The sequence below is a fragment of the Arthrobacter sp. P1_A5 genome (assembly GCF_056406825.1).
In genome coordinates, this window is the sequence record NZ_JBFTZL010000011.1 from 14,785 (window position 1) to 28,728 (window position 13,944).

Annotated in this window: 3 protein-coding genes; all 3 read left to right on the forward strand. The window is 64.5% G+C overall.

The window, feature by feature from the left end; genetic code table 11:
- Positions 1–98: 98 nt before the first annotated feature.
- From AC1D1S_RS04225 to AC1D1S_RS04235, 3 genes are read left to right on the forward strand one after another with little or no spacing between them, the layout of a single operon-like run.
- A complete protein-coding gene (locus AC1D1S_RS04225; protein WP_476993808.1) occupies positions 99–2,960 on the forward strand; it encodes a helicase-related protein in 2,862 nt (953 codons plus the stop codon).
- The gene (locus AC1D1S_RS04230; RefSeq protein WP_476993809.1) at positions 2,960–7,579 is read left to right on the forward strand and encodes an Eco57I restriction-modification methylase domain-containing protein; all 4,620 of its coding nucleotides are present in this window, start codon (positions 2,960–2,962) and stop codon (positions 7,577–7,579) included. The genes AC1D1S_RS04225 and AC1D1S_RS04230 overlap by 1 nt, the downstream gene beginning before the upstream one ends.
- Entirely contained in the window at positions 7,579–13,944 is a 6,366-nt protein-coding gene (locus tag AC1D1S_RS04235; RefSeq protein ID WP_476993810.1) for a DEAD/DEAH box helicase, read from the forward strand. The genes AC1D1S_RS04230 and AC1D1S_RS04235 overlap by 1 nt, the downstream gene beginning before the upstream one ends.

Below are 13,944 nucleotides of genomic sequence, written 5' to 3' on the forward strand. Positions count from 1 at the left end.
TACATAATGGCTTGGGGGCCTTTCGTCGCGAGGTTGCAGCAAGCTGGCAAGTTCGACAAAGCTCCCGCTGGGGATCCACGAAGTACAGGAGCAAGGTCTTGACAGTTACAGCCACACACCGGGAACTCAACGTCGCACCCGGTTCGGTGGTCCGCGTCCGTGACGAGGACTGGCTCGTTGCCAGCGTCGAGAAATCCGTAGACGGCACCCTGATAAGGGTCCAGGGCCTCAGCGAGCTTGTTCGGGACACCACGGCCGCCTTTTACTCCGCGCTGGACACCATTGAAGTCGTGGACCCGGCCAAGTCCAAGGTCGTGGCCGATGACACCCCCAACTACCGCCGGGCCCGCCTTTTTCTGGAGACCACGCTTCGCAAGACGCCGACACCCCAGTCGGCGGAGTACCTGACTGTTTCCACCCGCATGCTGTCGCGAAACCTCAAGTACCAGCAGATCGCCGTCGCGAAGGCTCTGGACACCAAGAACATCCGCCCGCGCATCCTGATCGCCGACGCCGTGGGCCTCGGTAAGACCCTCGAGATCGGCATGATCCTCAGCGAGCTGGTCAAACGCGGCCGCGGCGAACGTATCCTCATCGTCACCCCGCGCCACGTGCTGGAGCAGATGCAGCACGAGCTCTGGTGCCGCTTCGCACTGCCATTCGTCCGCCTCGACTCCGCCGGCATCCAGAAGATCCGGCAGAAGCTCCCGGCCACCCGGAATCCCTTCACCTACTACAAGCGCGCCATCATCTCCATGGATACGCTGAAAAGCCCCCGCTACCGGGCCCAGCTCGGCAAACTGCACTGGGACGCGGTGGTCATCGACGAGGCCCACAACGTCACCAACACCCAGGCCATGAACAACGAACTCGCCCGGGTGCTCGCCCCGAACACCGAGGCGCTCATCCTGGCCTCCGCCACCCCGCACAACGGACGCAACGAGTCGTTCGCCGAGATTCTGCGGCTCCTGGACCCCACGGCCGTCCGTCCGGACGGCACCTTCGACCCCAAGCACGTGGAGAACCTCATCATCCGCCGACACCGGCACAGCCCCGAAGTCGCCCAGGAAGTCGGCGCGGACTGGGCCGAGCGGGAGGAACCCGACAACAGGCTCGTGTCCGCCTCCCCGGCGGAAAACGCCATCGCCGAGGAGCTCTCCGACGTCTGGCTCTACCCCGACGGCAAGCCGGCACCCTATTCGGGCCAGAACGGCGCGCTTTTTTCCTGGACCCTTGCCAAGGCGTTCCTCTCCAGCCCTGCTGCACTTCTCGAAACGGTCACCGAGCGCCTGAGGAAGCTCGACGCCGATTCCCCCTCCGAGGCCAAGGAAACCGAAGCCCTAAAACGCCTCAGCAAGCTCGCCGGGTCCGCTAACGACGGTGAATCCGCCAAGTACACCGAGCTCGTCAGTTATCTGAAGAAGATCGGCGTCGGCAAGGGGTCCTCGATGCGGGCGGTGGTCTTCGCCGAGCGCGTCGCCACGCTCAAATGGCTGCAGGAGTCGCTGCCGAAGGCCCTCGGCCTCAAGCCGGAGAACGTCGGCCTCCTGCACGGTGGCCTCAGCGACGTCGAACAGCAAAGCATCGTGGATCAGTTCAAGCGCGGTAACAGCCCGCTGCGCGTCCTGGTCACCGGCGACGTCGCGTCCGAAGGTGTGAACCTCCACGCCGAATGCCACCACCTGATCCACTTCGACATTCCCTGGAGCCTCATCCGTATTGAGCAGCGGAACGGCCGCATCGACCGGTTCGGCCAGCGTCAGAAACCGCAGATCACCACCTTGCTCCTGAACCCACACAACACACGGTTCTCCGGCGACATCAAGGTTCTGACGCGCCTGATGGAACGCGAGTACGAGGCCCACACGGTCCTCAATGACGTCGCCTCCCTGATGGGGCAGTACAGCGTCAAGCAAGAGGAAGACGCCATACGCGACGTTCTGCTAGGTAAGAAGGACTTCGAGGACGTTGTCGGAGAGCCCGACGCCGATCCGGACTCGGGCGATCTCTGGGACTTCCTCGACTTCGAGGCCCTGAAAGACGACGGGGAGATCGCGACCATCCCGGTCGAGAAACCGCTTGGGCTCTACTCCACGGACCTGGACTTCCTGGACGAGGCCCTCAACGAGGCCTTCGGTGATCCGCACAAGGTTCTCGGCTGGACCGTCCACGCCAGCCATGGCCTCGCCGAACTCAAGCCGCCCGTCGACCTACAGTACCGCCTCGGCTATCTCCCGCAGGACTACCTGTCCGAGAGGCGCGTCACCGAGCGCCTCAAACTCGCCACGACAGCCGACGCCGGCACCCGGGAACYGAACCGCGCCCGCGAATCTGACGACATGAGCTGGCCCGAGGCCCACTACCTCGGCCCGCTCCACCCCGTTCTGGACTGGGCCAGCGACAGGGCCCTGTCCTCGATGTCCCGCAGCGAAGTCCTCGTGGTCCGCGGCGATGTGGATGCCACCCAGATCCTGCTGATGGGGACGTTGATGAACCGCCGCGGTCAGGTGGTCTCCAAAGCCTTCATCGCGGTGGACTTCCCCGACCCCGCCAACCCGACGTTCTGTCTCTCCGAACCCCTCGAAGATCTGGGCGAGCACCTGCGCAGCGTCGGAGTCGACGCCAAGGCCACCAACCCCGGACCGGTCACGGTGAACGGGCTGCAGGCCCTGCTGCCGCAGGCGGTGGAGAGCGCCCGGCAGACCATGCAGCTGACCTTTGAAGCAGCCGCTAACTCTGCCAACCAGCGCCTGCAGGCCTGGAAGGACCGCGCCACGGGCTGGACCCAGCTGTCCTTCGACTTCGCGCAGCGGGCGGAAGTGAAAAAGCAACGCGAGCGTGTCAGCGAGGAGCAGCGCATCGCGGAGTCGCTCGCCCCGGCCCAACGCCTGGTCCGTTCCCTCCTGATCGTCGTTCCACGCGCAACCCCTGTCGCTGTCCCGGAAGGTGCTGACCAGTAATGCCGTCCTTTGATTCAATCGTTGTAGGCGAAGACTGGATTAGCGAACACTTCTTCACCACGGACTCCACTAAGGAATCCTTCCAGGCCGAGGTCGTCAAACTCCGCAAAAACTGGGACGAGGAAGGCAGGCAAGGGCACTCCACTACTCCGACCCGCTTCGCCGAGGTCCGCGGACGCCTTCAGATCCTGCTCGCCGGGCTGTCAGAAGACCCGGCGGGTGCGTCCGAGGCCTACGCACTCCTGCGCGGCGCCCTCGGTTTTAAGGGCACGACGGCGGCCGCCACCTTCGAGCGAAGCGGCACCGAAACGCTCGTCCCCGAAGTGTGGACTACGGAGAGCTCCGAAGTCCTGTTCGTCGAGGCCGCCCCGGCGGACGCCCTGGAAGACGTGCTGTCCACTGTGCTACCGCTTGGGCGGGTTCTGGTGGACGGCAAAGAGCCGTCCCCGGCACTGACGGTGGCGAAAGCCGTGTCCGAGGCCTACCTTTCGGACAAGGCCCCGAAGTTTGTGGTGATCATGGCTGGCCGCTGGCTGGTGCTGACCGAGCAGGAACGCTGGGCTGAGGGCCGCTACCTGGCCGCGGATGCGCTCCTGGTCGCGGACCGCAACGACACCAAGAAGAACGCCGAGACGGACCGTTTCCTGGCGATCTTCGGCCGCGACTCCCTTATGCCGACGCCGGACGGCTCCATCTGGTGGGACGGTGTCCTCGAGGCCTCCGTCAAACATACTGTGGGCGTCTCCCAGGACCTTCGCGAAGGCATCCGGCGCTCCATCGAAATCATCGCCAACGATGTCCTGGACCGCCGCCGCGCAGCAGGTCTGGCCCTCGAAGACGTGGACGGGCAGGTCCTGGCCCGCCAGTCTTTACGGTTCCTCTACCGGATCCTCTTCCTGCTCTACGCGGAGGCCTCCCCGGAGATGGGCGTCCTCCCGGTCGGTGCCGGCGAATACAACGAGGGCTACGGCCTGGACCGGCTGCGGGAACTGACCCTGGTCAACATCCAATCTCCGGAGTCCCGTCGTGGCACCCACATCTACGAATCGCTCGCGCAGCTCTTTCACCTGGTGGACAACGGGCACGCTCCGGCGGGGGCAAACCCCTCCGATGATGCCTCCGGCGAGAACGAAGGCCTGGTCTTTCAGCCGCTCAAGGCCGACCTCTTCCATGATGCCGCGACGTCGCTCATCAACGGCACCAAGCTAAGTAACGCAGAGCTGCAGCGAGTCCTCCAGCACCTATTGCTGAGCAAGGAAGCCAAGGGCAAGGACCGGGGTTTCATTTCCTACGCGGAACTGGGCATCAACCAGCTCGGGGCCGTCTATGAGGGCCTGATGTCCTACACGGGGTTCATCGCCGCTGAGTCCCTGCACGAGGTGGCCAAGGACGGGAACCCGGAAAAAGGTTCCTGGGTGGTCCCGGTGGACCGGTCCGAGTCCATTGACGCCAAACACTTCGTGGTGGAGGAGGACGAACGGACAGGGGAGCGGCGCCCGGTGCTGCACCCTGCAGGTTCGTTCGTTTTCCGGCTCGCCGGCCGCGAACGCCAGCAGTCGGCCTCCTATTACACCCCCGAGGTGCTGACCAAGTTCGTGGTGTCGCAGGCGCTCGAAGAGCTGCTGGACCAGAACGAGCAGAAGACCGCGGCAGACGACATCCTGAACCTGACCGTCTGCGAGCCGGCCCTGGGGTCCGGCGCGTTCGCCTTGGAAGCCGTCCGCCAGCTCGCGGACGAATACCTGAAGCGCAAGCAGGATGAGCTGGACGTCCGGATCCCCGCGGATGAATATCCGCAGGAGATTCAGAAGGTCAAGGCCCAGATCACCCTGCACCAGGTCCACGGCGTGGACCTGAATTCGACGGCGGTGGAACTCGCCGAGGTCTCCCTCTGGCTGGACACGATGGTGAAGGACCTGCAGGCGCCGTGGTTCGGGCTGCGTCTGCGCCGGGGCAATTCGCTGATCGGCGCCCGCCGGGCCACGTATTCGCGGCAGTCCGTGAATGACAAATCGTGGCTTAAGAGCGCCCCGCAGGATGCGCCCCTGACCGGGCTCGTCGAGGCYATGACTGGTGAGACGGACGATCCCAACGTGGTGGGCCGTATCCACCATTTCCTGCTCCCGGCCGAGGGCTGGGGCGCGGCCGCCGACGCCAAGGAAGTCAAGGACCTGGCAGGGGAGGCACAGCAGCAGCTCAAGGCGTGGCGTACCAAGATCAAGTCCAAGCCCAGCAAGAACCAGGTCGACCGGATGATGAGCCTCGGCCGCCGGGTTGAATCGCTGTGGAAGCTCACGCTGCGCCGTCTGCAGGTAGCCGAGTCGGAGGCCCGCAGGCACATCGACTACTTCGGAAAGCAGTCCTCGGCTGTTGAGCATGGCGAGGCAGGCACTCGGACCCAGGCCGTCACCCGCGAACAGATTGAGCAGACTCTCAACGACCAGAACGGCGCCTACCAGCGACTCCGCCGGGTGATGGATGCCTGGAACGCGCTGTGGTTCTGGCCGCTGACCGAGCGCGCGACCGGCGGGGCGACACCGCCGGCACTCGACGAATGGCTGGCAGCGCTGGAAGCGATTCTTGGCCTGCAGGGCAAGGAATCGAAGATGGCAGGGCAGCAGACCTTTGGTGCGGCATCGACATGGGAAGAACTTAACGACGCCGAACGGGCCGACCTTGCGTTTGCCCTGGTGTCCGACATCGAGGTCGCCAAGAAGCAACATGCATGGCTGCAGGTGTGCGAGAACATCGCCGCCGACCAGGGCTTCTTTCACTGGGAGCTGGACTTCGCTTCGGTGTTTGGACGCGGAGGATTCGATCTTCAGGTGGGTAACCCGCCGTGGGTTCGTCCGGACTGGGACGAGAATGCCGTCTATGCGGAGTTCGATCCATGGTGGCAGCTGAACGACAAACAGACCCAAGTGCAAAAAGCCGAAAAGCAGCGCCTAGCCAAGGTGGATCTTACTCAGGTTGACTTCATGTGTTCCCAAGCTGCCGGGATCGTGGCAGTTCGTGAGTTCCTGACTTCGCCGGCGTGCTACCCGATCGTGGCTGGCCTCCGTCCGGATCTTTATCGCTCCTTCATGGAGAGGACGTGGGCGTCCGCATCGAACACCGGAGTAATTGCTCTTGTTCACCCCGAATCGCATTTCACTGAAAAGAAAGCCGCACACCTTAGGGCAGAGACGTACCGCCGTCTCCGAAGGCATTGGCAGTTCATCAATGAATTGAAGTTGTTTGAAATTCATAATCTTGTCGTGTACGGCGTCCATGTCTATGGTCCTTGGCAGCAATCGCCACAGTTCACCATGGCAGCTTCGCTTTACCATCCCGACACCGTCGTGCGCTCATTAGTGCACGACGGTTCGGGAGAAATCCCTGGATTGAAGGACGGTAACGGTAAATGGGACCAGCGTCCCCATCTTGAGCGAATAGTTGACGTTGACGAATCCGTACTCCAGATTTGGGCGAGCATCTTGGACGAGCCCGGCACGCCGGCATCGAATGCAAGAATGGCGTATCCCGTTAATCGAACCAGCTCAATTGTCCTAGAAAAACTCAGTAAGGCGCCCCGAGTGCGTGAGCTGGGTCTCCAATACTCATCTGGCTGGAACGAGACGACAGACAGGAAGAAGGGGTACTTCGAGGTCGGCTCACGTGTAAACGCGTCATGGGAGGACGTTATCCTTCAGGGGCCTCACTTCACCGTCGCAAACCCTTTTGCTAAGCTGCCGAATCCGACCATGAAGAGCAACAAGGACTGGACCGAGGTTGATCTCGAAACTCTCCCATCTGAGTTTGTTCCGAGAACTAGTTACCAGCCAGTGGCAGACCACGCGAGCTACACATCGGATTACGGGAATTGGAGCCTGCCTGATGGGACGCTCGTTTCGGTTCGCAGTCAGTTCCGCGTGGCTTGGCGCCGGATGGCGGCTGTCACAGGACGGAGGACTCTACATCCGTCTCTTATCCCGCCAGGAGCCGCCCACGTGCACCCGGTTTATTCGGCAGGTCTATTCCCTAGCCCTGCGACGCTCCTTGGCCAGATTGGGTATTTGTCGTCACTGCCGCTTGACTTCATGGTGAAATCTTCCGGCTCTAGTGAGATTCAGTTCGCACTGATGGATCAGCTTCCTAGCTTCCAGCCGGGTACGGCTCTTGCCGACTCCATCGTTGAGACGGCTGCTCGGCTGACCTGCCTCACCCAGGCCTACTCCAGTGTCTGGGAGGCAACAATCGGATCGCCTTGGACTTTTGAATCGCCGCTCCGAAAGTCTGCGGAACGGCGCCACGCCGAGATTGAGCTAGATGCAATCGTTGCCATTGAAATGGGCATGACGGCGGATGAACTGTGCACGATTTATAGAACCCAGTTTGCGGTCCTCCGCGACTTCGAAAGAAATGACCTCTTTGACGCCAGCGGCCGCAAGGTTCCCGGCGACATGAACCGGCTATATCGCAAGGCAGGCGAGAATCTTACCGTTCAGGAACGCACCTGGACGCACCCGCAGAGCGGCGTCGAGTACGTCTTTGAGTTTCCATTCCAGAGTTTCGACCGTGAGGAAGACATGCGGAAGGCCTACGCTCACTTTTCCAGCATGCTGGAGGAAAAGTCCTGATGACGGAGCTTCTGCCCACCACCCAGGCCGGGGACCTTCGCCGCGGGCTCTCCGACTACCTCGCCACCACGTTTGCGCTCACGGATGGAAATGCACAGTCCGCCATCAAGGAGTTTCTAGCCGATCCGGATCAGGGGCTTTTCAAGGGAGCTTACGTCCGGCTGCGGCTGCCCTTCGAAACCGCGAAACCTGGCTGGCGAGACTGTCTGGACTGGTACGAGGGTTTCGAGCCTTACGGCCACCAGGCCAAGGCCTTCCAGCGGCTCAGCAGTAAAGGCACCGGTGGGGCATCCCGTCGCCCCGAACCCACACTGGTCACCACCGGCACCGGGTCGGGAAAAACTGAGGCCTTCCTCTACCCCATCCTGGACCACGTGCTGCGCGCCAAACGGGACGGCATCACCGGGATCAAAGCGCTCATCCTCTACCCGATGAACGCCCTCGCCAACGACCAGGCCAAACGCCTGGCCGAGCTGCTGACCACCCACGCGGAGCTGTCCGGGATCACAGCCGGCATCTACACCGGCCAGAAGGACACCAACCGCACCAGGGTGGCCCGGGACGGACTGATCAACGACCGCGACGTGTTCCATCAGGACCCGCCGGACATTCTGCTGACCAACTACAAAATGCTGGACATGCTCCTGCTCCGCCACACCGACGCGCCGCTCTGGCAGAAGTCCGCTACCAGCCTGCAGTACGTGGTTCTGGACGAATTCCACACCTACGACGGTGCCCAGGGCACCGACGTCGCCATGCTGTTGCGCCGGCTCGGCCTGACGCTAAAGAGCTACTGGCCGGACGACCTGACGGACGGCCACCACGTGCTGAGGGAGGAAGACCGTGCCCGGCCTCTCGGCCGGGCTACTCCTGTCGCCACGTCCGCAACCCTGGGGAGCAAAGGCGACCCGGACGCGATGCTCCACTTCGCAGAAACCGTCTTTGGCGAAGTGTTCCCGCCCGACTCCGTCGTCACCGAATCCCGGCTCACCCAGGAGGCATGGACAGAGACCGGCAACCGGATGGCACAGTGCCGGGACCTGCACGCCATCGCCCTCGACATCGCCGCCACCGTCAAGGCCGTCGCGGAACTCCGCGAGGCCGGCGGCGGCCCGGAAACCGCCGTCGGGCCCGTCCTGGACACTCTTTTCGGCGAACGCCCCGCAGACCTTCTGGACGCGATGCGCACCCACCCGCTGACCGCCGCCCTGCTCACGCACGCGAGCACCGCCGTCGCGCTTTCAGACCTTACCAACGCGATCTTCCCCACCCATTCACTGCCCGCCGGGGTGAGGCCGGACGCCGCCGAAGAATTTATCTCCCACGTCATCGCACTGCTCAGCCACATCCGCGCCCGCCACGGCAGGACCGCCCTGACCGTGGAGACGCACCTGTGGATCCGCGAGATGTCCCGTGTGGACGCCGCCGTCGACACCTCGCCGCGCTTCCGCTGGTCCGACGACGGTGTGGACCAGTCCCACGACATGTTCCTGCCGGCGCTCTATTGCCGGCACTGCGGCCGCTCAGGCTGGGGCGCCGTCCTGGCGCCCACGGGTCTGGACCTGGAGCTGGACGATTCCAAGATCCGGGAAGCACGCGTAACGAACAACCCGCGCTTCCGGACCCTTATCTCGGCCGCGGCCGAGGCGGACATCATTGAATTCCACCAGGACGGTTCGGAGCAGGTGCAGGGCCTGCACTGGCTCCACACCGTCAACCGTGGCCTCTCCACCATGCCGCCGAAAGAGGACAGCGCCGATCTCGCTGAAGGGCGGATTATTCCCGTCCTGATGCTCACCGGCCAGGACGCGGACGACCAGTCCAAGAAGGACGTCTGCCCGTCGTGCCTGGCCAAGGACGGCATCGCCTTCATGGGCAGCGCCATCGCCACCATGCTCTCCGTGAGTATCTCCAACCTGTTCGGCGCCGAGGGCCTAAACGACGAGGAAAAGAAAGCCCTCGTCTTCACCGACAGCGTCCAGGACGCCGCGCACCGGGCCGGATACGTCCAGTCCCGCTCCCACACTATGACGCTCCGTACCGCCCTGCGGCGCACCCTCGGCGAGCAGCCGGCCACGCTCTCGGAACTCGTCGACGCCGCGATTGCCCGCGCGGACACACCGGGGGCGCGGTACCAGCTGATCGCCCCCGAATTTGTGGACCGGCAAAGCTTCCGGCCCTTCTGGGACCCGAAGGCCTCCCCGGCGGAACGCGTCCGGGCCCGGCGTTTCGCCAAACGSCGGCTGCAGTTCGACGCCCTCCTGGAGCTCGGCCTTCAGTCCCGGACCGGCCGGACCCTGGAACTTACCGGCTCCCTGGCCGTCGAAACCGACGCCGGTAACCCAACCCGTATGCTCTCCGTAGCCCGGAAGGCCTACGACTCGGCCCTTCACCAGACCATGGTCGGGGAGACCTCGCCGACGCAGCAGCAGCTCCTGTATTGGATCCGCGGCACCGTGGAAAGGGTCCGCCTCCAGGGCGGCGTCCACCACGAATGGCTTAAAGGCTACATCGCAACTGACGGCAAGCGCTGGCAGATCTGGGGCGGGCGGCCCAAGGGTGAAGGCATGCCTGCGTTCCCCGCCGGCCGGCCCGCCCCGGCCTTCCCCCGGATCGGCAGTGCCGCCGCGGCCACCGACAACCTGGACGGCGTTACGTCCTCGGCGTCCTGGTACGCACGCTGGACGGCCCGCTGCCTCGGCGTCGCCCCCGCCGACAGCGGTTACCTGGCCAAGGCACTCATCACCGCCCTCGCAGAAGACGGAACCCTCGGCAGCTCGAAAACGAACTCCGGCGCCGATGTCTACTGGCTCGACCCGGAGAAAATCGTGCTCTCCGTCCCCGACGCCGAGGATCTGGCCGCAGGACGGCACGCCGTCCAGTGCAAGGTGTGCCAGGCCATCACCCCCGGAAGCCTCACTGTCATCGATCAGCTGGCTGGGGGCCCCTGTACCCTGGCCCGCTGCAGCGGGACCCTGCAGCGGCACGTCGCCGACGCCGGCAACTTCTACCGGGACCTGTACTCCTCACGCGAGAGCAAGCGAGTGGTGGCTCGGGAACACTCTTCTCTCCTCGACGCCCCCACGAGGATCCTCTACGAAACGCAATTCAAGTCCGGCGCCGACAATCCGCAGGCGCCCAATGTCCTGGTCGCCACCCCCACGCTGGAGATGGGCATCGACATCGGGGACCTCTCCTGCGTCATGCTGGCCTCGCTGCCGACATCCGTGGCCTCCTACCTGCAACGGATTGGCCGGGCCGGCCGCCTGACGGGCAACTCGCTGGTCCTCGCCTTCGTGCGGGGACGCGGCGAGCACCTGCCCAAACTCCACGAACCGCTCTCCGTCATCAACGGGGAGGTCCGGCCGCCGGCCACGTACCTGGACGCCGAGGAAATCCTGGGACGCCAGTACGTCGCCCACATCGCGGACCGCTTCGCCCGGGCTGTGGGACGGCCGCACCCGGTCGACGCCATCCAGGCCCTCGGGAGCGTCGCGCCGGGATCATTCATCGGGGAAATGATCGAGGACGCCACGGCGAACGCCACGGCGTATCTCACCGACTTCCTGGACCAGTTCGGCGAAAGGATTTCCGCAGAAAGTGCCGCCCGCCTGACAGCGTGGGCGTCGCGGCACGACGACGGCGAACCCAGCGGCCTCGCCCGTCACCTGATCCGGGCGGCGGGGGAGTGGAAGGCCGACGTCGACGAACTGGACACCCGCCGCAAGGAAATCGGCAACGCCCTGCCCGAGCTGGAGGAGGCCGCCGCCCTGGCGGAGCGTCTGGACGACAAAACCTCCGACGCGCATCAGGCCGTCCGGACCGCCAGGGCCACCCTAAAAATGATCCGGGACCAGCTCAAACAGCTCCGCGGCCAGTACTGGATTTCGGTCCTGGAGGCCTACGGAGTGCTCCCGAACTACACTCTCCTGGACGACTCGGTCAGCCTGGATGTGGGGCTGTCCTGGAAAGATGCGGACACCCAGGAATTCGTTACGGAGACTAGGACGTACAACCGTGGCGCCTCGGTAGCGCTCAGCGAATACGCCCCCGGCGCCACGTTCTACGCGCAGGGCATGGAAATCCTGATTGACGCCGTGGACCTTGGCCCGCAGCAGAGTCACATCCAAAAATGGCAGGCCTGCCCGCAGTGCGGCTGGATTAAGACCGACCTCGGCGCCGCCGCGGCCGTGCAGAACTGTGTGCGCTGCGGCACCTCGGCCATCGCGGACATGGGCCAGGTCCTCGACGTCGTGGTCATGAAGAAGGTCTCCGCCGAAGTGCGCCGGGACGAGGCTGCGATCAACGACCGCCGCGACAACCGCGTGCGGGAACGCTTCACCATCGTCGCGGCCGCGGACGTCGATCCGCAGCACCTGCAGAAGCGCTGGTTTGTGGAGGGCTACGACTTCGGCGCCGAATATTTTAACCGGGTGGACATCCGGTGGCTCAACACAGGCCGGACAGCCTCCAACGGCGGAGTGCGGACCATCGCCGGCGACGACGTCCGGACACCCATGTTCCGGCTATGCTCCTACTGCGGCCAGCTGGACCAGTCCTCCAAGGAGAATCTGCCCACCGAGCACCGGTTCTGGTGCAAATACCGCAAGGCAGCCCAAGAAAGCGTCAGGGAAGTTGTGCTGGCCCGGGAACTGAACACCCAGGGCGTGGTACTGCATCTGCCCCTCGACGTGACCTACGGCGACGACTTCTCCGTCCCCAGTCTCCAGGCAGCCCTGCTGCTGGGTCTCCAGAAAGTCCTGGGCGGAGCCCCGGACCACCTTGGTGTGCTGCGGATCAACGATCCGTCGCACGGCGGGAACCGGATTGCCCTCATGCTGCACGACAAAGTCCCCGGCGGCACCGGCTACCTGGCCGAGTTCGCCAATGCCGAGCGTGTGTGGGAACTGCTGCACGCCGCGTGGCAGACCGTGCGGGACTGCAGCTGCCGCTTCGAGGAGCGGCTGGCGTGCCATCACTGCCTGCTTCCCTTCGCCGATCCGTGGACGGTGGATAAGGTGGCGCGGGCCAGCGCCGAACGCCTGTTTGGCCTGCTCTTGCGCTCCGGCGAGGCGGCCATAGATGGCGCCGTTCCGCCGTCGTTCTCCGACTGGGCTGTCACCGAAGAGGCGCCCGACGCCGAGACCTCGATCGAGTCGCTGCTGGAAAAGCGGTTCCGGAAGGCCTGGATGGACCGGCTGAAAGCGGTGGGCGCACACACGAAGGTGACCCCCGGAGCGCTGGCGGACACCATCACTTTCCGGATCCCCGGGCAGCAGTTCCAATGGCAGCTCATCCCGCAGGTGGACGTCGCCGGAACCCGCCCCGATTTCCTGCTCAAGGGACCGCCTGACCCGAACTTCCCCGTGCTGGCGATCTACACGGACGGCTTCACTTTCCATGCGTCCCCGGAACACAACAGAATCGCGGACGACGCTACCAAGCGCGACAAGCTCCGGCACACGTCAGAGCTGTCTGGGGCCGTAGTGCCGTGGGCCGTGACATGGCAGGACGTCGAGGCGTTCGAAGCCGGCCGCGACGCCCCAGTTGCACTGCCTTCCTGGGCCAATGCGAGGCTCAACGCTCAGCTCATGGCTAACTACCCCGTGAATGCCGCGATCATGGACCTGCTAGGCAGGGACGCGATGACCATGCTTTGGGAATGGGTCAACCGGCCCGATCCCGAGGCCTGGGCGAACTTCTCGGAGCTGGTGCCGCTCATGCTGATGGYGCAGCGGCCCGAACCCGGCGACGCCGACGCGATGTACGCGCACGCCGCGGCGCTGTCCCAGGGAACGAATCCGTCTCTACCTACTGGCACGGTCACGGCCTGGACGTACAATTCGGGGAGCCTGGGGTTCGCGGCGGCCGGGTCGCCCAAGAGCCTGTCCACGATCGCCGTCGGGCTGTGCCTGGACGACCGGGAGCATGCGGTCGGTTCTCCTTCGCATGAGGCATCCTGGCGCGAGTGGCTGATGCTTTCCAACCTGCTGGCGTTCAAGCCGATAGGTCTAACGATCGGGTCCGTGGTGTCCACGGTGAGCTCCGGCGGATCGGTCGAGGAAGAGGCTGCGCGGCTGGAGATGTCGGACGGCCTCAGCCCTGCCTGGAGCGAGCTTCTGGAACAGGCCGCCGAGTCTGAAAAGATTCCTCTGCTGGCCATGGCCAATGCGGACATCAGTGTCATGCCGGAACTCGGGTTCGAGGTGGACGGGCTGCCGGTCTCGATCGCCTGGCCGGACTACCGGATCGCCGTCGTGCTGGACGGTGACGACGGGCGTGCTGAACTTGAGGCCGCTGGCTGGGCCACCGTGGGAACGGACGTTGACGATATTCGCGAACTGCTGAAGACGAAGGGAGCTTGA